Source organism: Streptomyces phaeochromogenes (genome assembly GCF_001418655.1).
GTDB lineage: Bacteria > Actinomycetota > Actinomycetes > Streptomycetales > Streptomycetaceae > Streptomyces > Streptomyces phaeochromogenes.
In genome coordinates, this window is record NZ_LIQZ01000013.1 from 44,417 (window position 1) to 64,923 (window position 20,507).

18 protein-coding genes are annotated in these 20,507 nt (G+C 70.8%); 9 read left to right on the forward strand and 9 right to left on the reverse strand.

What is annotated here, in order from left to right:
- The first annotated feature begins 442 nt into the window (after nt 1–442).
- A complete protein-coding gene (locus AOK17_RS02265; RefSeq protein WP_055610548.1) occupies nt 443–3,001 on the forward strand; it encodes a DEAD/DEAH box helicase in 2,559 nt (852 codons plus the stop codon).
- A 659-nt stretch (nt 3,002–3,660) separates the two neighbouring features.
- On the forward strand, nt 3,661–4,566 hold the full coding sequence (locus AOK17_RS02270; protein ID WP_055610549.1) for an alpha/beta fold hydrolase: 906 nt from the start codon (nt 3,661–3,663) through the stop codon (nt 4,564–4,566).
- A 120-nt stretch (nt 4,567–4,686) separates the two neighbouring features.
- On the opposite strand, the gene AOK17_RS02275 is transcribed toward AOK17_RS02270, so the two are convergent.
- Nucleotides 4,687–5,589, reverse strand: a complete 903-nt coding sequence (locus tag AOK17_RS02275; protein ID WP_055610550.1) for an NYN domain-containing protein — start codon at nt 5,587–5,589, stop codon at nt 4,687–4,689.
- Nucleotides 5,590–5,803: 214 nt separating this feature from the next.
- Between AOK17_RS02275 and AOK17_RS49785 the strand changes: the two genes are divergently transcribed.
- Entirely contained in the window at nt 5,804–5,956 is a 153-nt protein-coding gene (locus tag AOK17_RS49785; protein ID WP_107102274.1) for a hypothetical protein, read from the forward strand.
- 151 nt (nt 5,957–6,107) lie between these two features.
- Here AOK17_RS49785 and AOK17_RS02280 read toward each other — a convergent pair whose 3' ends face one another.
- The 3 genes from AOK17_RS02280 to AOK17_RS02290 all read right to left on the reverse strand — a co-directional run bounded on the left by AOK17_RS02280 (nt 6,108) and on the right by AOK17_RS02290 (nt 8,651).
- Entirely contained in the window at nt 6,108–6,713 is a 606-nt protein-coding gene (locus AOK17_RS02280) for a MarC family protein (RefSeq protein WP_055610551.1), read from the reverse strand.
- A 209-nt stretch (nt 6,714–6,922) separates the two neighbouring features.
- Nucleotides 6,923–7,789 (reverse strand): PHP domain-containing protein, encoded by an 867-nt coding sequence (locus AOK17_RS02285; protein ID WP_055610552.1) that lies wholly within the window; start codon nt 7,787–7,789, stop codon nt 6,923–6,925.
- Between the two features lie 220 nt (nt 7,790–8,009).
- Nucleotides 8,010–8,651, reverse strand: coding sequence for a DUF6758 family protein (locus tag AOK17_RS02290; protein ID WP_055610553.1), 642 nt, complete (start codon nt 8,649–8,651; stop codon nt 8,010–8,012).
- Nucleotides 8,652–8,846: 195 nt separating this feature from the next.
- Here AOK17_RS02290 and AOK17_RS02295 point away from each other — a divergent pair, with 195 nt between their 5' ends.
- Entirely contained in the window at nt 8,847–10,112 is a 1,266-nt protein-coding gene (locus tag AOK17_RS02295) for an MFS transporter (RefSeq protein WP_055610554.1), read from the forward strand.
- Nucleotides 10,113–10,161: 49 nt separating this feature from the next.
- Here the strand turns inward: AOK17_RS02295 and AOK17_RS02300 are convergent, their stop codons facing one another.
- A complete protein-coding gene (locus AOK17_RS02300) occupies nt 10,162–10,767 on the reverse strand; it encodes a suppressor of fused domain protein (protein ID WP_055610555.1) in 606 nt (201 codons plus the stop codon).
- 513 nt (nt 10,768–11,280) lie between these two features.
- Between AOK17_RS02300 and AOK17_RS02305 the strand changes: the two genes are divergently transcribed.
- Both AOK17_RS02305 and AOK17_RS02310 read left to right on the forward strand, forming a co-directional pair.
- Nucleotides 11,281–12,390 carry a magnesium and cobalt transport protein CorA gene (locus AOK17_RS02305; RefSeq protein WP_055610556.1) on the forward strand — a complete coding sequence of 370 codons (1,110 nt, stop codon included), beginning with the start codon at nt 11,281–11,283 and terminating at the stop codon, nt 12,388–12,390.
- A gap of 35 nt (nt 12,391–12,425) precedes the next feature.
- Nucleotides 12,426–12,977: a hypothetical protein gene (locus AOK17_RS02310; protein ID WP_055610557.1), complete on the forward strand. Its 552-nt coding sequence runs from the start codon at nt 12,426–12,428 to the stop codon at nt 12,975–12,977.
- A 381-nt stretch (nt 12,978–13,358) separates the two neighbouring features.
- Here AOK17_RS02310 and AOK17_RS02315 read toward each other — a convergent pair whose 3' ends face one another.
- Nucleotides 13,359–14,117 (reverse strand): hypothetical protein, encoded by a 759-nt coding sequence (locus AOK17_RS02315; RefSeq protein ID WP_055610558.1) that lies wholly within the window; start codon nt 14,115–14,117, stop codon nt 13,359–13,361.
- A gap of 200 nt (nt 14,118–14,317) precedes the next feature.
- Between AOK17_RS02315 and AOK17_RS02320 the strand changes: the two genes are divergently transcribed.
- From AOK17_RS02320 to AOK17_RS02330, 3 genes are read left to right on the forward strand one after another with little or no spacing between them, the layout of a single operon-like run.
- Nucleotides 14,318–15,625 carry a magnesium transporter MgtE N-terminal domain-containing protein gene (locus tag AOK17_RS02320; protein ID WP_055610559.1) on the forward strand — a complete coding sequence of 436 codons (1,308 nt, stop codon included), beginning with the start codon at nt 14,318–14,320 and terminating at the stop codon, nt 15,623–15,625.
- On the forward strand, nt 15,615–16,214 hold the full coding sequence (locus tag AOK17_RS02325; RefSeq protein WP_055610560.1) for a DUF1003 domain-containing protein: 600 nt from the start codon (nt 15,615–15,617) through the stop codon (nt 16,212–16,214). The genes AOK17_RS02320 and AOK17_RS02325 overlap by 11 nt, the downstream gene beginning before the upstream one ends.
- A gap of 42 nt (nt 16,215–16,256) precedes the next feature.
- Nucleotides 16,257–17,390, forward strand: a complete 1,134-nt coding sequence (locus AOK17_RS02330; RefSeq protein WP_055610561.1) for an Mrp/NBP35 family ATP-binding protein — start codon at nt 16,257–16,259, stop codon at nt 17,388–17,390.
- A 231-nt stretch (nt 17,391–17,621) separates the two neighbouring features.
- Here AOK17_RS02330 and AOK17_RS02335 read toward each other — a convergent pair whose 3' ends face one another.
- The 3 genes from AOK17_RS02335 to AOK17_RS02345 form a co-directional block, all read right to left on the reverse strand.
- Nucleotides 17,622–18,278, reverse strand: a complete 657-nt coding sequence (locus tag AOK17_RS02335) for a hypothetical protein (protein ID WP_055610562.1) — start codon at nt 18,276–18,278, stop codon at nt 17,622–17,624.
- A 342-nt stretch (nt 18,279–18,620) separates the two neighbouring features.
- Nucleotides 18,621–19,073 carry a sec-independent translocase gene (locus AOK17_RS02340; RefSeq protein ID WP_055610568.1) on the reverse strand — a complete coding sequence of 151 codons (453 nt, stop codon included), beginning with the start codon at nt 19,071–19,073 and terminating at the stop codon, nt 18,621–18,623.
- Between the two features lie 233 nt (nt 19,074–19,306).
- On the reverse strand, nt 19,307–20,507 hold a 1,201-nt coding region (locus tag AOK17_RS02345; protein WP_055610563.1), incomplete at its 5' end, for a S1C family serine protease.

The following is a 20,507-nucleotide window of genomic DNA, read 5'->3' on the forward strand; positions in this document are numbered from 1 at the left end:
CCCTGGTCAATCAGTGTGACGACGACTACGTGACCAAATCGGCCATCGCATATGCGCGATTCCGGGGTATGGTGGTAATGCGCTCGCTGGGTTGATCTACGTAACTCGACGGGCCGCACGAATGAGGATGCCCGGTCGGTGGCCCGATCGGCTCCGACCAGACAGCCCTCCTCGTCGGTACGGCACATTGCGTACGACACCCGGAGGGAACCCTCAGCGGTACGAGAGCTCGAGCGTCGGCAGTGGTCCCATGCCACCCGGCCCGCTGGTCAAGAGCGGCCGACGTCCCCGGCACGGTCCCGACACGACCCCCGCGCTCGCCTCGCACCGCGTACACAGAAGAGGCAGCACCCTGACTACTTTCCGAGACCTCGGGATCCTTCCCGAGACTGCCGAGGCCCTTGAGGCGGTCGGCATCACGAGTCCCTTCCCCATCCAGGAGATGACGCTCCCCGTTGCCCTGACCGGCACCGACGTCATCGGCCAGGCCAAGACCGGCACCGGCAAGACACTGGGCTTCGGTCTTCCCCTCCTTGAGCGCGTGACCGTTCCCGCGGACGTCGAGGCGGGCCGGGCCAAGCCCGAGCAGCTCACCGACGCCCCGCAGGCCCTCGTCGTCGTCCCGACGCGCGAGCTGTGCACGCAGGTCACGAACGACCTGCTGACGGCCGGCAAGGTCCGTAACGTACGCGTTCTGGCCATCTACGGCGGCCGGGCGTACGAGCCTCAGGTCGAGGCCCTCAAGAAGGGCGTCGACGTGATCGTCGGCACCCCGGGCCGACTGCTGGACCTCGCGGGCCAGCGGAAGCTCGACCTCAAGCACATCAAGTCCCTCGTCCTCGACGAGGCCGACGAGATGCTCGACCTGGGCTTCCTGCCCGACGTCGAGAAGATCATCAACATGCTGCCGGCCCGCCGTCAGACGATGCTGTTCTCGGCGACCATGCCGGGCGCGGTCATCGGTCTCGCGCGCCGCTACATGTCGCAGCCAACGCACATCCGCGCCACGGCGCCGGACGACGAGGGCCAGACGGTCCGCAACACCAAGCAGTTCGTCTACCGCGCGCACAACATGGACAAGCCGGAGATGGTCTCGCGGATACTGCAGGCCGACGGCCGCGGTCTCGTGATGGTCTTCTGCCGCACCAAGCGGACGGCGGCGGACCTCGCCGACCAGCTGCAGCAGCGCGGCTTCGCCTCCGGCGCGGTCCACGGCGACCTCGGCCAGGGCGCCCGCGAGCAGGCGCTGCGCGCCTTCCGCAACGGCAAGGTGGACGTCCTCGTCTGCACCGACGTGGCCGCGCGCGGCATCGACGTCGAGGGCGTCACGCACGTCATCAACTACCAGTCCCCCGAGGACGAGAAGACGTACCTGCACCGCATCGGCCGTACGGGCCGCGCGGGTGCCAAGGGCATCGCGATCACCCTCGTCGACTGGGACGACATCCCGCGCTGGCAGCTCATCAACAAGGCGCTGGACCTCGGTCTGAGCGACCCGCCGGAGACGTACTCCACGTCCCCGCGGCTCTACGAGGAGCTGAGCATCCCGGCGGGCACCAAGGGCGTCCTGCCGCGTGCCGAGCGCACCCGCGCCGGCCTCTCCGCCGAGGTGGTCGAGGACCTCGGCGAGACCGGCGGGCGTGGCCCGCGCGGCCGAGGTGGCCGTTCCGGCGCCCCGGCGTCGGCCTCGGCTCCGGTCGCCGAGCGCGACCGCGAGCGTCCGGCCCGTACGCCGCGTCGCCGTCGCCGCACCCGTAACGGCACGCCGCTCGACGGCACGGAGCAGCAGACCACGCAGCAGACCACCCCGGAGACCACGGAGTCGGCGCCGGCCGCCGCGGCCACGGAGCCGCGCACGCCGCGTCGCCGTCGTCGTACGCGTTCCGGTGGCGCGTCGGAGGCGGCCGAGACGGCCGTCGCCACGGCCGAGGGCACGGTGGCGGAGGCCGCCGAGCCGATCGCGTCGGCCGAGCCGGTCGCCGCGGAGCCCAGGTCGCGTCGCCGCCGTTCGCGCCGGACCGCGGAGGCCGCTCAGCCCGAGGCCGCCGCCGTCGTCGAGGAGGCCCCCACGGCTCCCGTGGCCCCCGTCGCCGAGGCGGTCGAGGTGTCCGAGCCGGCGTCCGAGACCAGGCCGCGCCGCCGGACCCGCAAGTCCGCCACGGCCACCGCGCCTGCTGAGACCGCGGTGGACACCGCCGAGGGCACGGTCGTCGAGACGGCGGAGGCCGTCGAGACGAAGCCGCGTCGCCGTACGCGTAAGACCGCCCAGGCCCCCGAGGTCGTGGTGGAAGCCGCTGTCGAGCCGGTGGAGGCCGTCGAGGCCAAGCCGCGCCGCACCCGCAAGGCGACGACCACGGCAGCCGCGGAGGCCGCCCTGGACACCGCCGAGGCCGCGGAGGTCAAGCCGCGCCGCCGTACTCGTAAGGCCGCCGCGTCCGACGAGGTCGCCGCAGCGGTCGAGGCCGTCGAAGCCGCCATCCCGGCCCAGGTGGCCGAGGAGGCCGAGGCCGAGGCCAAGCCGCGTCGCCGCACCCGTAAGGCCGTCACGGCCGCCACGGTCGCGGAGACCGCTCCGGTGGACGAGGCGCCCGTCGCGGAGGCCACGCCGCGTCGGCGTACGCGCAAGGCCGCCGAGGTCGCGGTGGACACCGCCGAGGGCACGACGGTCGAGGCACCGGCGGCCACGGCGACGAAGCCGCGCCGCACCCGCAAGACCGCGGCAGCCGCTGAGGCCGCCGTGGACACCGCGGAGGCGACCGAGGCTGCCGAGACGAAGCCCCGCCGCCGCGCCCGCAAGGTCGCGGTCGCCGAGGCCGACATCCCGGCCCAGGCCACCGAGGCCGCCTCGACCGAGACCCCGGTCAAGGCGCGCCGCACCCGCAAGACGGCGGCCACGGCCACCGTCACGGACGCTGTCGCGGCCGAGGCCGCCCCCGAGGCCAAGCCCCGCCGCCGTGCGCGGAAGACGGCAGCAGCCGCCGCCGAGCCGACGGAGAGCTGACGCTCACACCTGACGGCCCGGTCCCGCTTCGGCGGGGCCGGGCCGTCGGCGTTTCCACGCGTGGGCGGGGGCCGTCGTCGGTGTGCCCGTGCACGGTCGGGGGCCGTCGTCGGCGTTCCCGCGCACGGTCGGGGGCCGTCGTCGGCGTTCCCGCGCACGGTCGGGGGCCGTCGTCGGCGTTCCCGCGCACAGTCGGGGGCCGTCGTCGGCGTTCCCGCGCACAGTCGCGGGCCATCGTCGGCCCCCACAGTCACGGGCCCGTCGCCAGCGCTCCCACGCGCGATCCCGGGCGCGTCGTCGGCGTGCCCGTGCGCAGTCACGGGCTCATCGTCGGTACCCCCATGCACAGTCAAGGGCCCCCACGATCACGGGCTCGCCACCGGCGCCCCCGCGCACAACCGCAGGCCCATCGCAGGCACCCCGCACACGATCGCGAGCTCGTCGTCGGCGCCCCCGCACACGATCGCGAGCCCATCGTCTGCACCCCCACTCACAATCGCGGACCCATCTCCGACACCCCGCTCACGCAATCGCGAGCCCACCGCCGGCACCCCCGCCCACGGTCAAGGGCCCATGAGACCGGCCCGGCGTCCCTCGGCCGACGCCCGGCGTGCCGCCCGGCATGCCGTCCGAAAGGTTCCCCGGATAGCCTCCTCCTCATGAGCAGGCCCGCCACCTTCGTCCCGCCCCCCGGAGCCCGCGCGTATCGGCTCGTCACCGCGCGCGGGGAGTTCGCCGTGATCGAGGCGGGCAGCCCTGAGAAGGGCACCGCGCTCCTGCTGCCGGGGTTCACCGGCAGCAAGGAGGACTTCATCTCGCTGCACGAACCGCTGGCCGCGGCCGGGTACCGGACCGTCGCCGTGGACGGGCGGGGCCAGTACGAGACGCCGGGCCCGACGGACGACGAAACGCCTTACGCGCAGGCCGAGTTGGCGCAGGACGTCCTCGCCCAGATCGACGCCCTGACCGGCGGTCCGGCCCAGGGTCCGGCCCGCGCCCCGGCCGACGGCCCGCAGGCGCGCGTCCACCTCGTGGGCCACTCCTTCGGCGGACAGGTCGCCCGGGCAGCCGTGCTGCTGGATCCGTCCCGCTTCCGCTCGCTCACCCTGATGTCGTCGGGGCCCGCCGAGATCTCGCCCTCCCAGCAGCAGCGCGTGAAGCTCCTGCGGGACGCGCTCGCCGTGATGGACATGGGTCAGGTGTGGGAAGCAATCCAGGCCCTTGAGCCGCCGGAGGACGCCGCGGGTGACCTGGACGCCGGTCTGGAGGACCAGGACGACCTGAAGCGCCGCTGGCTCGGCAACAGCCCGGCCCAACTCATCGCCGCGGGGCGCCAGTTGTGCGAGGAGCCCGACCGGGTTGCCGAGCTGGCCGCCGTCGGGCTGCCCGTCCACGTCCTGTCCGGCGAACGCGACGACACGTGGCCCGTGCCACTCCTCGACGACATGGCCGTACGCCTCGACGCGCACCGCACGATCGTCCCCGGGGCCGAGCACTCGCCGAACTCGGACCGGCCTCGGGAGACGGCCGAGGCGCTCGGCGCGTTCTGGGACCGGGTGGGCTGACGCTCTGCCGGCGGGTTCTATGGCTGCGGGCCGTTCGTGGCTCGGTGCGCAGTTCCCCGCGCCCCTGAAGGGGCGCCCCCAGCTCGGCCCCAGTCCGGCCGGAAACAGCGGACGCGCGGGCTAGTACTGCCCCTGCAAGTGCTCCCAGAACCCGTCCCGCAGCGACCTTCGCAGGTCCGCCTGCCCCCGCAGCGAGTACTGCAGCAGCCCCTCCGCCTCCACGAGCAGATCCTGGTCGACAGGGCCGGGCAGGTACGGATGCCCGGGCAGCAGCTCCGCGAGCGCCTCGCGCCCGCGCGCGGCCAGCCACTTCGCGGCGATCTGCGCGCCCACGAACCGCACGTCCTCGCGCGTGGGCCGGCCCGCCGCCGACGTGTCGTACGAGGCGGAGGTCCGCCGGGCGACGTACGGCTTGAAGAACTCCAGGTCGAACGTGCGCTGGCTGTCGACCTCCCAGAGCAGCGGCTCCGCCTGGTTGCGCCCCTCCGGCGCCTCGATGCCCCACAGGTGCACGCGGGCCCCGTACCCCTGCGCCGCCTCGACCGCCGAGACCAGGTCCTCGTCGCCGCCGATGAGCGCCGCGTCGCTGATGGCGCGGTGCCGGGCCAGCGACTCCAGATCCGTACGGATCAGGGAGTCGACGCCCTTCTGCTGGTTGTTGGCGTTGAGGTTGCCGAGGCGGACCTTCACGTCGGGCAGCTCGGCGATGGACTGCTGCTCCGCGGTGTGGATGCGGCGCCGCGCCCCGTCGTACCAGTAGACGCGCAGCAGCCTGCTGTCCGCGAAAATCGTGCGCGCCCGGTCGATGAGCGCCTCGATGAGTCCCTCGGCGTCCAGATCGAAGGCCCGGCGGTCCTCCGTCCCGGCGACGAGCCGGCCCGCGGCAGCGTAGAGATACCCCGCGTCGACGAAGATCGCATGAGTCGACGGCGTCTTCGCCACCTCGGCGAGCATGCGCTGGAGCAGCTCGTTCGTGCGGTCGATATGCGCACCGAGCACCGCTGGATCGAGGTCGTCATTCATATGCGCCTCATTGTCGCAGGCGGTCACGGGACGAACACAACCGGTCCGGAAATCGACCTCGAAGCCGGCCTGGACACCGGTCGGATACCAGTCAGTAGTTAGCCGTTCGAAAAATTTCTTTAGCGTAGGGAATGTTTGTAACACGCATGCCGTTGGATCCCTATGTAACCAAGTAGTTCTCCTCAGGAGGATGACCAGACGAAGGGAGAAGCCTGTGCGCTTCGAAATCATGCGCCTTGACGACGTCGACGGAACCCCCGTGGACAGCACCGTCGTGGACGCCGCCTCCGTCAACAGGATCGTTCAGCAGGCAGCAGCCATCGGGCAGCGCCTCTGGATCCGCCCGGCCAACACCTCGGCCTCATAACACCGGACGCTCGACAGACCACGACCGACAGACACACTGACGGACAGACAGACGCACTGACTGACGGACAGACTTCAGAACCCCCGTACGGCACCGAAGCCGTACGGGGGTTCTGCGTTCGGCGCCGCGGAGAGCGCGCGCACGAGGACCTTCAGCTGCTCTGAATGACCTGCGTGACGCCGTTGATGATCTGCTGCACGGCGATCGCGGAGAGCATCATGCCCGCGAGCCGCGTCACCAGCACGACACCGCCGTCCTTGATGACCCGGATGATCAGCAGCGAGTACCGCATCACCACCCACAGCACGACATGGATGGCGACGATCGCGGCCCACACCGACACCTGCGACGCCACACCGTCCGCCTTCTGCACGGCCAGGATGACGGACACGATCGCGCCCGGCCCGGCGAGCAGCGGCATGCCCAGCGGTACGAGGGCGACGTTGACGTCCTTCGTCTGCTTGGGCTCGTCCGTCTTGCCCGTGAGCAGGTCGAGCGCGATGAGCAGGAGCAGCAGCCCGCCCGCGATCGTCAGCGCGGGGACGGACACATGCAGGTAGTTGAGGATCTGGTGCCCCAGCAGCCCGAAGACGGCGATGACTCCGCCGGCCACGCAGACGGCCTGGAACGCCATCCGCTTCTGCACCTTGGCCGGCCGTCCGGCCGTCAGCGCGAGGAAGATCGGGGTGATCCCGGGGGGATCCATGATGACGAAGAGAGTGAGGAAGAGAGAGCCGAAGACGGCGAGGTCGAACACGGTGAGCCTTGCGAGAAGAGGGACGAGACGGAGAACGGGACACAGGACGAGGGAGGGGCAGCAGACAGCACGGAAGGGGTTGGCGCGGCTCGGAAGGGTTCAGCGCGGTCCGGAGCGCGGCGCTTTCAAAGCGACCCGAGCGGAAACCGGGCGGGACCGCTCACCACCTACCGCTCACCACCTACCGCTGACCTCCCACCGCCGACCACCTACCGCGCGGCGCCCCCGCCGGCCCCCGGCACGGGAAACGCGCCGGTGGCCCGACGGGTGATCTCCCCGTAGATCTCGGGATCCGTCGTGAACTCGCCGAGCACACACGTCTTCCGGCTGCCGTGGTAGTCGCTGGACCCGGTCGGCAGCAGCCCCAACTCGCCCGCGAGGCCTCGCAGTCGGTCCCGGGTGGCCGGTTCGTGGTCCATGTGGTCGACCTCGATGCCGTCGAGCCCGGCAGCGGCGAGCTCCGCGATCGCGGACTCCGGCACGGTCTGCCCGCGCTTGGAGGCGGCGGGATGCGCGAAGACGGTCACCCCGCCCGCGGCTTTGACGAGCCGGATCATCTCGAAGGGGTCCGACTCGTGCTTCTCGACATAGGCGCGCCCGCCGTCGGCGAGCCAATCGGTCGTGAACGCTTCGGAGACACTGCCCACGAGGCCCAGCTCGACCAGCGCGGTGGCGATGTGCGGCCGGCCCACGGAGCCGCCGGCCGCGATCCGCTCCACCTGCTCCCACGTCACCGGCACGCCCAGTTCCTGGAGGTTGCCGACCATCGCCCGGGCCCGCGGCACCCGGTCGTCGCGTACGAGCTCGCGCTCGCGCAGCAACTCGGGCTCCTCGGGATCGAAGAGGTACGCCAGCATGTGCAGGCCCACCCCGTCGAGACGGCAGGAGAGCTCGGCCCCGGTCACCAGCGTCAGCCCGGCGGGCAGGGCCGCGACGGCCTCCGCGTACCCGCGCGTGGTGTCGTGGTCGGTCAGCGCGACGACGTCGAGCCCGGCGGCAGCGGCGTTGCGCACCAGCTCGGCGGGGGTGTCCGTACCGTCGGACGCCGTGGAGTGGCAGTGCAGATCGATGCGCACGACACGAACTCCAGACACGAACGGAACAAGACGGACCGCTCAAGGATAACGGCCCCAGGACCGCCTCCTGTCACACCCAAAGCGCGGGATCACCCCCTACATGCTTTTAGGGGCGTGGGGCCGTATCAATTTGCGGCTCCGCCGCGTGGGCGCACCCAGCCACACCCAACCCGCACCCGGCAGACCACCGGCACCCCACCCCCGTGGCCGCCCGAAGAACCTACGGTTCCAGAATCCGCGGCGACAGCGCCCCGCAGGGCAACAGATCCACTTCCGCCCCCGCATCGCGCAGATCCGTGAGCACCAGCTCGTCGTACATCAGCAACCCCGACTGCTCGGGCCACACGACGGCCCAGAGCCACAACCCCCGCGCCTCCCCCGCGAAGACGGCCCGGTCGTCGGGCGTCCCGGCGACGTGCCACAACGGAGTCGGCCGCCCCGCGGCGAGCAGCTTCGCCTGGGCGGGTTTCTCGACGCTCATGTACGGCCCCGGATCGGGCCCGTCGATCCCCGCGTACCGCGCGCCGAGCCCGACACCGAGCTCCTCGGCGATGAGAACCAGCTCCCCTATGCCACCGAGCGGCCCCGGTCCGGAGCAGGCCACGGCCGTGGCGCGACCGCCACTACGGTCGTCACCGGCGAACGCGGCGCCCGTGAAGAGCCAGCCGACGGGCAGCGGCCACGGCATCCACACCGGTACGCGCGCACGGTGCACGACCACGCCGAGGGCTTCGACGCTGGGCGGGATCACAGGCTGCAGCGGATGCACGATGCCGTGCACATCGCACTGCCAGGAGTCGGCAAAGAGGCCGGGAGCCCTGACCCGGCCACCACACTTCGGGCAACTGGGTTCGCCCCTCATAAGGCCCAACGGTCCTCCCCGTATTTGGTTGAGTCAAGGACGATCACCCGTCCGGCGTGCGCCTGTCACCTTCCCCTCACCTCGGGTCACCTCGGATCACCATCCAAAAATTACATGTAGCTTGCATTTATTAGTCGAGCTAACTTATTATGTGCATACGCCAACGATCCCCATGCGAGGAGTGAAGGAGCCGGCATGAACAGCGGTACGGCAGAGCACACAGGAGGTCCCACCGAAGGGGACACGTTCGACGCGGGGGCCGGGGGCCTCCTGCGTCAGCCGAAGGCGGTCTGGGCGACCGCCGGGGCATCCGTCGTCGCCTTCATGGGCATCGGGCTCGTCGACCCGATCCTGCCCTCCATCGCCAAGGGCTTGGACGCCACCGCCGGCCAGGTCTCACTCCTCTTCACCTCGTACTTCCTGATCACGGCCGTCGCGATGCTGGTCACGGGCTTCGTCTCCAGCCGTATCGGAGGACGCAGGACCCTGCTCCTCGGCCTCGCCCTGGTCGTGGTCTTCGCGGGCCTGTCCGGCACCTCCGGTTCGGTCGGCGAACTCGTCGGATTCCGCGCAGGCTGGGGGCTCGGCAACGCGCTGTTCGTCTCGACGGCCCTCGCCGTCATCGTCGGCGCCGCGGCCGGCGGCAGCGCCGCGGCGATCCTGCTGTACGAGTCCGCCCTGGGCCTCGGCATGGCCTGCGGGCCCCTGCTGGGCGCGCTGCTCGGGGACGCCAGCTGGCGCTACCCCTTCTTCGGCACCGCGGTCCTGATGGCGATCGGGTTCCTGTGCATCACGGCGTTCCTCAAGGAACAGCCGAAGCCCGCGCGCAGGACGGGCCTGCTCGACCCGATCAAGGCGCTCGGCCACGGCGGGCTCGCGTCTGCGGCGGCCTCAGCGTTCTTCTACAACTACACGTTCTTCACCGTGCTGGCCTTCACGCCGTTCGTGCTGAACATGAGCCCGTACAAGTCCGGCGCGGTCTTCTTCGCCTGGGGGCTGCTGCTCGCCGTGTTCTCGGTGCTCGTGGCACCGCGTCTGCAGGCACGGTTCGGGTCGCTGAAGGTACTCGGCGGTTCACTGGTGCTGCTCGCGGCCGACGTGCTCGTCCTCGGCTACGGCAGCCACACCACGGCCGTCGTCTGCACGATCCTCTCGGGCGCCTTCATCGGCGTGAACAACACCGTCTACACGGAGCTCGCGCTCGGTGTCTCGGACGCCCCGCGCCCGGTGGCGAGCGCCGGCTACAACTTCGTCCGCTGGTTCGCGGCTGCCGCCGCCCCCTTCTTCGCGCCGAGGATCGAGGGGTGGACCGACATCCACATCCCGTTCGTGGTCGCGGCGGTCACCGCGGTGCTGGGTGCGGTCGTCGTCCTCGTACGCCGGAAGTCCCTCACCCACGACGCCGAGGAACTGGAGACCCGGCACGCGGCCGAGGACAGTGTGGCCGTGTTTGCCAACTGACGGATTTCGGCCACGGGTTGGTGACGTTACTCACCCCGGGCCGCCCGGATCAGTCCAGCGGGACGGACGTGCGTGAGGGATCGCGCAGGTCCGTTCCGCTCGTCAGCCAGCGCTCCTGGAGAGCCCCCGCGCCGTGCACCCGCTTCCACGCGGCCTCGTTCGGCGTCATGGGCAGCAGCGGCAGGAAACGTACGGGGTCGAGGGGTGCGTCGAGCTCCAGGTCCTCGATCAGGCCGCCCGCCTCGGCGACCAGTACGGAGGTGAAGGGGGCGCCCGGCCACAGCGGCTCGCCCACGTCGAGCGAGGCGCCCGGGGCCACGACCAGGCCCTCGACCTGCGGGGACGCGGCCAGTACGGCGAGCGGGCGGAGCACCTTGTCGGTGTCGGCGGAGCCGGCCCGTACAGAGAGGACCAACTCGGCGCGCGGGCCCGCGACCGGATCGGCGACGACCGCCGTGGGGTCGGCCATCGGCTGGGCGGACATGCCGAGCGTGGCGTAGCGGACGATCCCCTTGTCCGTTCCTCCGCCGTTTCCGTCGCTGAAGCGGAGTACCTCGATGCGGTCCGTGCCGAGGAAGGTCACCGCGGCGCGCGCGTCCGGTTCGCCCAGCGCGGTACGCAACCGGGCCTCGACCAGAGGAAGAACATCAGCCATGCGCCGAGCATAGAACTCGTCAGTGACGGGCAAAGCGACGGCTTGACACTTCAGTCGGCTGATAGTCTTGGCCGCTGGTCGGGGCAGCACGCAGAAGCGTCGCTCTCGAGTCCCGACCCAAGTCTCGACAGTCTCGACGCATGAGACTCCCCTACGGGGGATGGACCTCCCCTACGGGGGACCGGCCGGAGGAGGTGGGGCTCCATGGATCGAAGTCGACCGTGCAGTACCACCCGCTCTTCCGGCTGCTGAGTCCCTCTCAGCTCCAGAGCTCACGCTCTACTGGCTGCCACCTCTCGCACTCGCGTCCTGGCCTCCGGTGCACAACGGAAGAGCACTTCGTTTTTCCTGATCTGTCTGAATTTTTCTGATCTGTATCAGTAGCGAAGCTGCCACCGCGACGGTGCGGTGCTCCCCGCTTTGTGGACGTGCCAAACATCCGCACTCAGGACGTCCCCATTCCGGGCAGTCTCAACCGTTGCCGGCGGCTCTCGTTCCGCGAAGGAGCCAGCCATGTCGATGATTCGTGACCTGCGTGCCGCGGTCCGTCCCTCGCTGCGCAAGGACGGCGGCGCGTACGACACCACCCGCGCGGCCGGGGCCAGTTCGGCCGTCGTGGACTGTGCGGTCTACCGCGACGGCGTCCGCCTCCCGTCCGACGACGGCCTCACCCCGCGTGCGGCGATCCGTCAGGCGCGGCGGGACGGCGGGTTCGCCTGGATCGGCCTGCACGAGCCGACCGAGGCCGAATTCGCCGGTGTGGCCGCCGAGTTCGGGCTGCACCCGCTGGCCGTCGAGGACGCCGTCCACGCCCACCAGCGGCCCAAGCTGGAGCGGTACGACGACACGCTGTTCGCCGTCTTCAAGACCATCCACTACGTCGAGCACGACGAGCTCACCGCCACCAGCGAGGTCGTCGAGACCGGTGAGGTGATGTGCTTCACCGGACGGGACTTCTTCATCACCGTCCGGCACGGCGGCCAGGGCTCGCTGCGGGCGCTGCGGCACCGGCTGCAGGACGACCCCGAGCTGCTCACCAAAGGCCCCTCGGCCGTGCTGCACGCCATCGCCGACCACGTCGTCGACGGGTACGTGGCCGTCGCGGACGCTCTCCAGGACGACGTCGACGAGGTCGAGACCGAGGTGTTCTCGCCCGGGCCCCGGGGCGGGGTGTCGCGCGGTGTGGACTCGGCGCGGATCTACCAGCTCAAGCGTGAGGTGCTGGAGTTCAAGCGTGCGGTGTCGCCGCTGATGCGGCCCATGCAGCTGCTGAGCGAGCGGCCGATGCGGCTGGTCGACCCCGACATCCAGAAGTACTTCCGCGATGTCGCCGACCATCTCGCGCGGGTCCAGGAGCAGGTCGTGGGCTTCGACGAGCTGCTCAACTCGATCCTCCAGGCCAACCTCGCGCAGGCCTCCGTCGCGCAGAACGAGGACATGCGCAAGATCACGTCCTGGGCGGCGATCATCGCCGTGCCGACGATGGTGTGCGGGGTGTACGGCATGAACTTCGACCACATGCCGGAGCTGCACTGGAAGTACGGCTACCCGGTGATCATGGGTATCACCGTGGTGCTCTGCCTGGGCATCCACCGGACCCTGAAGCGCAACGGCTGGCTCTGACCTGCCCCGAGGGGCCCGGCACTAGGCTGGCCCGCATGACGGATCAGCTGCTCGACCAGGCCCTCGTCGAGGAGGCCACGAAGAAGTCCGGGCTCGTCTGGGTACGGGGGATTCCCGCCCAGGGCCCCGTCCAGGGGGACGGGTCGTCGGACGGTGCGTCCTCCCAGGCGCTGTGGCACGTCTGGCACGACGGGGCGGTGTGCCTGGTCGGGGACGGGCCCGGTGAGCAGCCGCTGCCCGGGCTCGTGGACGGGGGCGAGGCCGTCGTCACCGTCCGCAGCAAGGACAAGGGCGGTCGTCTTGTCTCCTGGTCCGCGAAGGTGGTGGAGCTCGCTCCCGGGTCCGAGGAGTGGGACGCGGCCGTCGGCGAGCTGAAGGGCAAGCGGCTGAACGCGCCCGACGGCGAGGCCATGACCGGGCGGTGGGCCCGGGAGTGCCGGGTGGTTCGGCTCGCGCCGACGGGGGCGACTGCGTCGCTGCCGGAGGGGTCGCTTGCCGCGCCGCCGTTGCCTACGTCTGCGACTACGCGTCTGCCGATTCCGGCGGGGTTGCCGCGGCTGCTCTTCAAAAGGCGCAAGCGCGGCTGAGCTCTCCGCGGGGAGGCGGGGTACGGCGGGCCGTGTGTTTCGGGTGCGGGTGAGTCGGGGCGGGGGTGCGCGGTTCCTCGCGCCCCTAAATAGCGGGGCCGGGCTTTTTAGGGGCGCGCTCAACAACGACTCACCCGCACTTGTACGCACCGGCCTCAGCCACCCCCTCCAGGGCGTGGGGAACCGCGCACCCAGCCACGACGTACCCGCAGCCGACGCACAAGCCCGCACCACCACCCCTCAGGGGCGCGGGGAACCGCGCACTCAGCCCTGACTCACCCGTGCGGCACTCACCGGCCTCAGCCACCCTCCAGGGGCGCGGGGAACTGCGCGACAAGCCCCCGCGCACCCGCAAGCCGACACACGACCCCGCAACCCCCCTCAGGAAGACGGCAGTTGCTGCCCGTAGTCCACCGTGGCGTCCTTGTCCGGGGCCTTCAGGGCGAAACCCTTGCCCCAGTCGGTCAAGCGGAGCGTCCCCGCTCCGCCGGCGCGGACGAGGAGGAGGGGGTAGGGCTTGCCCTCCAGGGAGACGTCCAGTTCGCCGCCGGAGCCCTTGTCGCCGGTGATGCGGATCGTGCGGAGCCCGCGCTGCTCATGGTGGCCTTCGGTGGCGAGCTCGCCCTGGAGGGTGAGGAGGCCGTCGAGGAGGACGTCCTTGTCGGTGAAGACACTGAGCTGCTTGTAGGCGGGATCACCCTTGGGGACCTTCACGTACTTGCCCTCGAGCTTGCCCGCGGCCGTCGCGTCGGACGTACCGTCGTCGCTCTTGCCGTCCTGGTGGTCCCAGAAGTCCGCGTCGGCCTTGATGAAGAGGTGCTCGTCGACCCGCAGCAGCTGGAACGTCACGCCCTTCGAAGTGACCGAGCCGGTCCCGCCGTCACCCTTCAGCTGCATGTCCAGCTTGTAGGTGCGCTTGCCGCTGATCACGGCACCGGACAGCCGTACCGTCTCCGCCGCCCGGGCGGCCGACTGCGTTCTGCTCTGGATCTTGGCCGGGGGCAGTTTCCCGACCCCGTTCGTACCCGCGTCCGGGTCGTCACCGCCGCACCCCGTCACCCCTGTCCCCGTCACGACCAGCGCACACACGGCGCTCGCCAACGCGGCCCTACGGGTACGTCCCTGGGGAATCGCAGTCACAGGTGGCGCTGCCTCTCATACGGGTGACCTCAACGGCGTACCGCAGCGTACCGGGGCCCCCTACGCCACTCGGAGTCAGTCCGTCCGCACCGCTCACCAGGGCGTATCCGACCGGGACGGGCTAGCCTGAAGCCCACCCGAGCGGACATGACACATCAAAACGCCCGTAGTGGAGCCCGTACGGAGAAGGAGGCGCGGGCATGGCGGCAGGCGCCCCCAGGATCTTCGTCTCACACCTCTCCGGCATCGCCGTCTTCGACCCGAACGGCGACCAGGTGGGCCGGGTGCGCGACCTGGTCGCCATGCTGCGCGTCGGGCGGAAGCCCCCTCGGCTGCTCGGCCTCGTCGTCGAACTGTCCACCCGCCGCCGCATCTTCCTGCCCATGACCCGCGTGACCGGCATCGAGTCCGGTCAGGTCATCACCACCGGCGTCCTCAACGTCCGCCGCTTCGAGCAGCGGCCCACCGAGCGGCTGGTCATCGGGGAACTGCTCGACCGGCGGGTCACGCTCGTCGAGACGGACGAGGAGGTCACCGTCCTCGACATCTCCATCCAGCAGTTGCCCGCCCGTCGGGACTGGGAGATCGACCGGGTCTTCGTACGGAAGGGGCGGGCCGGCAGCACGTTCCGGCGGGCCAAGGGGGAGACGCTGACCGTGGAGTGGTCGTCCGTCACCGGGTTCTCGCTGGAGGAGGACGGGCAGGGCGCCGAGAGCCTCCTCGCCACCTTCGAGCAGCTGCGCCCCGCCGACCTCGCGAACGTGCTGCACCATCTGTCGCCCAAGCGGCGCGCGGAGGTCGCGGCGGCCCTGGACGACGACCGGCTCGCGGACGTCCTGGAGGAGCTCCCCGAGGACGACCAGATCGAGATCCTCGGCAAGCTCAAGGAGGAGCGGGCCGCCGACGTCCTGGAGGCGATGGACCCCGACGACGCGGCCGACCTGCTCGGCGAGCTGCCGGAGGAGGACAAGGAGCGTCTGCTCGCGCTGATGCGGCCGGACGACGCGGCGGACGTACGGCGGCTGATGGCGTACGAGGAGCGCACGGCGGGCGGGCTGATGACGACCGAGCCGATCGTGCTGCGTCCCGACGCGACCGTCGCGGACGCACTCGCGCGGGTGCGCAACCCGGACCTCTCCCCCGCACTGGCCGCCCAGGTGTACGTGTGCCGCCCGCCGGACGAGACACCGACCGGCAAGTACCTGGGCACGGTCCACTTCCAGCGGCTGCTGCGCGATCCGCCGTACACGCTCGTCGGCTCGATGATCGACGACGATCTGCAGCCGCTGGACCCCGAGGCCGTACTGCCCGTCGTGGCGGGCTTCTTCGCGGCGTACGACATGGTCGCGGCGCCCGTCGTGGACGAGAGCGGCTCGCTGCTGGGCGCGGTCACCGTGGACGACGTACTCGACCACATGCTGCCCGAGGACTGGCGCGAGACGGAGTTCCACCTGGACGGGGAGACACCGCCGGAGACGGCCGGTGAGGGGGCTTCTGATGGCTCCTGAGCGTGAGGCCGCCCGCGAACGGGCCGCCACCGGGGCGACCGCCGCCGGCCGGCCGCGCACCCGGCTCGACCAGCCGCAGCCGCCGCGGCGCCGGTTCCTGCCCGAGTACGACCCGGAGGCCTTCGGCCGGCTGTCCGAGCGGATCGCCCGTTTCCTCGGCACCGGGCGGTTCATCGTCTGGATGACCGTCGTCATCATCCTGTGGGTGGTGTGGAACGTGTCCGCGCCGCGTGACCTGCGCTTCGACAACTACCCGTTCATCTTCCTGACCCTGATGCTCTCGCTCCAGGCCTCGTACGCCGCCCCGCTGATCCTCCTCGCGCAGAACCGGCAGGACGACCGCGACAAGGTCAACCTCGAACAGGACCGCAAGCAGAACGAGCGGTCCATCGCGGACACCGAGTACCTGACGCGGGAGATCGCCGCACTGCGCGTGGGCCTCGGCGAGGTCGCCACCCGTGACTGGATCCGCTCGGAGCTGGAGGACCTGGTCAAGGAGCTGGACGAGCGGCGTCCCGGGGCGCGCGGCGACGCTCGTGTCGTATTCCCGGCAGAACACCCTCGGGGACGTGACGTAGACGACCGGTGACAGGCTTTCCGGGGCCGGTACGAAGCGCCGTACCATCGACCCATGGCTACGGAAGACGCGGTGCGTGAAGCACTGGCGACAGTGAACGACCCCGAGATCCATCGCCCGATCACCGAGCTCGGAATGGTCAAGTCGGTGGAGATCGGTGCGGACGGTGCTGTCGCGGTCACCGTCTACCTCACTGTCTCCGGCTGCCCGATGCGCGAGACCATCACGAAGAACGTCACGGACGCCGTCGCGGCGGTCGAGGGCGTCACCCACGTCGACGTGACGCTGGACGTGATGGGCGACGAACAGCGCAAGGAGCTGGCGTCCGCGCTGCGCGGCGGCCAGGGCGAACGGGAGGTCCCGTTCGCCAAGCCGGGTTCGCTGACGCGTGTGTACGCGGTCGCCTCCGGCAAGGGCGGCGTCGGCAAGTCGTCCGTGACGGTCAACCTCGCGGCGGCGATGGCCGCGGACGGCCTCAAGGTCGGTGTCGTGGACGCCGACATCTACGGCCACTCCGTGCCCCGCATGCTGGGCGCTGACGGCCACCCGACCCAGGTCGAGAACATGATCATGCCGCCGTCGGCGAACGGCGTGAAGGTCATCTCGATCGGCATGTTCACCCCCGGCAACGCGCCCGTCGTGTGGCGCGGCCCGATGCTCCACCGCGCCCTCCAGCAGTTCCTCGCGGACGTCTACTGGGGCGACCTGGACGTGCTGCTCCTGGACCTCCCGCCGGGTACGGGCGACATCGCGATCTCGGTCGCGCAGCTCGTCCCGAACGCGGAGATCCTGGTCGTGACGACGCCTCAGCAGGCCGCCGCAGAGGTCGCCGAGCGGGCCGGCTCGATCGCCGTCCAGACCCACCAGAAGATCGTGGGCGTCGTCGAGAACATGTCGGGCATGCCGTGCCCGCACTGCGACGAGATGGTCGACATCTTCGGCACGGGCGGCGGCCAGTCGGTCGCCGACGGCCTGACCCGCACCACCGGCGCCACCGTCCCGGTCCTCGGCTCCATCCCCATCGACCTCCGCCTGCGCGAGGGCGGCGACGAGGGCAAGCCGGTCGTCCTGACGGACCCCGACTCCCCCGCCGGCTCTGCCCTGCGAGCGATCGCGGGCAAGCTGGGTGGCCGCCAGCGGGGCCTGTCGGGCATGTCCCTGGGAATCACTCCCCGGAACAAGTTCTAGAACGTCACGTTCGGCACCGCGGCGGCTGCGTGTCGGGCGGCTGAGGGTGGTCTGTGGCTGGTCGCGAGCTTCCCCGCGCCCCTTAAAAGGGGGCCCGTCCCTTTCAGGGGCGCGAGGAACCGCGCACTCGGCCACGACCAACCCGCACCTGTACCCACCGGCCCGCAACCGACGAACGACACCGAGGAGGGCACCGTCAACAGACGGTGCCCTCCTCGCTCGGCCCGCCGCCTAGGCGTACGTGGCGATGTCCTTGATCACGGCGAAGCCCAACCCGTACGCGCTCATCCCACGCCCGTACGCCCCCAGGTGGACCCCCTCCTGCGTGGACCCTGCGAGAACCCACCCGAACTCGGACTCGCGGTAGTGGAACGGCGTCGGAACGCCGTCCACGGGAAGCGAGAGCGTGGTCCAGTCGGTGCCGTCCAGATCGTCGGCGAGGACCCACGCCGTCTCGGTCTGCTGGTCCAGCCAGTCGTCCCGCAGCGTGTGGTCCATCTGCCCGGGCCAGGTGAAGGACAGCAGCCCGACCCCCGCGAGCCAGGCCGCGGAGGACACCGAGGTGGCCTCCAGCAGCCCCGTGCCGTCGGCGCTGCGCCGCACCGGGCTGGCCGCCACGGTGACCACGACCGCGAACCGCTCCTTGTCCTCCGTGGTCTCGCCGCGTACCGAGGGCTCGTCGCCGTGCCCGATCGATCCGTGCTCAATGGCTCCGTCGGCCGAAGCACCGACCTGCATCAGCCAGCGCGGTCCCGTGAAGGCCTCGTCGAGGCCGTACCACGGGAAGGGCGCCAGCAGGTAGCCGTCGACCGTGCGCCGGGCGGAGGGGACCTGTTGTCCGCCCTCCGCAGCCGGCGCCTGCGCGCCTACCCGACTTGTCGTCTCCATCGCCCGGACGCCTCCTCGCTCTAGTCGAACCGGGCGGCCCGCCCCCCTTCGGGCGTCCATCCGGTCCGCACAACAACTAGGCAGGATAGCCACAGGTCCGCGACGACCCGGGAAACCGGTCGGCTCAAGGGTCGCGTACGCGTCAGATCAGGCACCCTCTGAGCAGGCAGAACGCAGGTGGCGTACGGGGAAAAGGGAGGTCGGCGACCCGGCTGAAGCGCGTTCCGGACGGCGGGCGTGCCGCATGTCGACGGGCCGCGGGCGTACGCCTTGGACCGGGCCGTTCGGAGCGGCCCGAGTCGGCCCGGGTCAGGGCCCGTCGGCCGAGCGGCCGGGACCGGCTCAGGTCGCGTCGGCGTCGAACGGCGGGCGCTCGTCCTGATCGAGCTTCTCGCGCTTCTTCGTCATGTCGACGGTGCCGCCGGTGGAGCCGGACGTGGCCACCGACGAGGACGAGGCGGAGGACTCGGACTCGCGGCCGTGCACCGCGTCCGTGACGTCGGCCATCTCCTTCTTCAGGTCGAAGCCGTTACGGATCTCCTTGAGCCCCAGCTCGTCGTTGTCCAGCTGCTTGCGGATGAACGTCTTGGGGTTGAGGTCCTCGAACTCGAAGTCCTTGAACTCCGGGCCGAGTTCCTCGCGGATGTCCGCCTTGGCGCTCTCCGAGAAGTCACGGATCTTGCGGATGGTGCGCGTGACGTCCTGGATCATCTTCGGGAGCTTCTCCGGGCCGAAGACGAGCACGGCAAGGACGACGAGCGTCACGAGCTCGAGCGGTCCTATGTCATTGAACACCTTCAGCTCCTTGCGATGTCCTCGGCCCTCGGCAGGTCGTTCCGTGGTCCGGGCCGGGTCCACGGTACCCGGCGATCCTGTCTGTCCGGTACTGTCCGGGGCCCTCCGACCGCGTGTACACACCGGGTTTTCCAGGATGTTTGCCTGATGGGGCCGGGGTTCGGCCCGCTTCCTGTGAAGTTCCTGTCGGTTGTCCGCCCCGCCCCGCGCGATCACCCCGCGCGATCGTTCCGTCAGTCGCCGTCGGCCGAGCCGAGGACGAGAGTGACCTTCCTCTCCTTGCCGTCGCGCTCCAGCGTCAGCTCCAGGCGGTCGCCGGGGCGGTGGGCCCGGGTCTTGACGATGAGCTCCTCGCCGGAGTGCACGCGCTGCCCGTCGACCTCGGTGATGACGTCACCGGGCTTGATGCCGGCCCGGTCGCCGGGGCCGTCCTGGTTGACCGGGGCGCTGCCGTCGTTGCCCTTGGTGCCGACGCGGGCGCCGTCGCCGCTGTAGTCCATGTCGAGTGTCACGCCGATCACCGGGTGCGTGGCCTTGCCGGTGTTGATGAGCTCCTCGGCGACTCGCTTGCCCTGGTTGATGGGGATGGCGAACCCGAGGCCGATCGAGCCGGACTGGCCGCCCTCCAGGTCCGAGCCGCTGTCGGCGGAGCGGATGGCGCTGTTGATGCCGATGACCCGGGCCTTGGAGTCGACCAGCGGGCCGCCCGAGTTGCCGGGGTTTATCGGGGCGTCCGTCTGCAGCGCGTCCACATACGAGATGTCGCTGCCGTCGCCCTCCTCGCCGCCCGCCGTGATGGGGCGCTCCTTGGCGCTGATGATGCCCGCGGTGACGGTGTTCTCCAGGTCGAAGGGGGCACCGATGGCCACGACCGGGTCGCCGACCTGGACGTTGTCGGAGTTGCCGAGGGCCAGGGGTTTGAGGCCGCGGACACCGCTCACCTTCACGACGGCGAGGTCGTAGCCGCTGTCGTGACCGACGACCTTGGCCTTGGCGGTCTGGCCGCCGCTGAAGGTCACGGTTATCTCGCCGCTGCCGTCCGCGGGTTCGACCACGTGGTTGTTGGTGAGGATGTGGCCGCGCTGGTCGAGCACGAACCCGGTGCCGGTGCCCTGCGACTCGGACCCGCTCACATGCAGGGTCACCACACTGGGCAGCGCGCTGGCCGCGATCCCGGCCACGCTGTCCGCGGCCCGTCCCTTGGCCTCGGTCCCGGCCTGCGGCAGCTCGACGTCGTCGATCCCGCCGTTGCGCTCCAGATACGCCCCTACGGCCCCGCCGACGCCGCCGGACACGAGGGCGAGGAGCGCGGCCCCGAGGACCAACGCCCGCCTGGTACGCCGACGCCGCCCGGTCGTGCTCTCGACGGCCGCCCCGTTCTGCTGGAGGGGCGCGGCGGCCCAGGGGTCGTAGTTCTGCCAGGGGGCGTGGGGG

Bases quoted from the DNA above. Each gene is read 5' to 3' on its own strand.
- AOK17_RS02265 (WP_055610548.1), top strand. From the start codon at position 443: ATGACGCTCCCCGTTGCCCTGACCGGCACCGACGTCATCGGCCAGGCC.
- AOK17_RS02270 (WP_055610549.1), top strand. From the start codon at position 3,661: ATGAGCAGGCCCGCCACCTTCGTCCCGCCCCCCGGAGCCCGCGCGTAT.
- AOK17_RS02275 (WP_055610550.1), bottom strand. From the start codon at position 5,589: ATGAATGACGACCTCGATCCAGCGGTGCTCGGTGCGCATATCGACCGC.
- AOK17_RS02290 (WP_055610553.1), bottom strand. From the start codon at position 8,651: ATGAGGGGCGAACCCAGTTGCCCGAAGTGTGGTGGCCGGGTCAGGGCT.
- AOK17_RS02295 (WP_055610554.1), top strand. From the start codon at position 8,847: ATGAACAGCGGTACGGCAGAGCACACAGGAGGTCCCACCGAAGGGGAC.
- AOK17_RS02300 (WP_055610555.1), bottom strand. From the start codon at position 10,767: ATGGCTGATGTTCTTCCTCTGGTCGAGGCCCGGTTGCGTACCGCGCTG.
- AOK17_RS02305 (WP_055610556.1), top strand. From the start codon at position 11,281: ATGTCGATGATTCGTGACCTGCGTGCCGCGGTCCGTCCCTCGCTGCGC.
- AOK17_RS02310 (WP_055610557.1), top strand. From the start codon at position 12,426: ATGACGGATCAGCTGCTCGACCAGGCCCTCGTCGAGGAGGCCACGAAG.
- AOK17_RS02320 (WP_055610559.1), top strand. From the start codon at position 14,318: ATGGCGGCAGGCGCCCCCAGGATCTTCGTCTCACACCTCTCCGGCATC.
- AOK17_RS02325 (WP_055610560.1), top strand. From the start codon at position 15,615: ATGGCTCCTGAGCGTGAGGCCGCCCGCGAACGGGCCGCCACCGGGGCG.
- AOK17_RS02330 (WP_055610561.1), top strand. From the start codon at position 16,257: ATGGCTACGGAAGACGCGGTGCGTGAAGCACTGGCGACAGTGAACGAC.
- AOK17_RS02335 (WP_055610562.1), bottom strand. From the start codon at position 18,278: ATGGAGACGACAAGTCGGGTAGGCGCGCAGGCGCCGGCTGCGGAGGGC.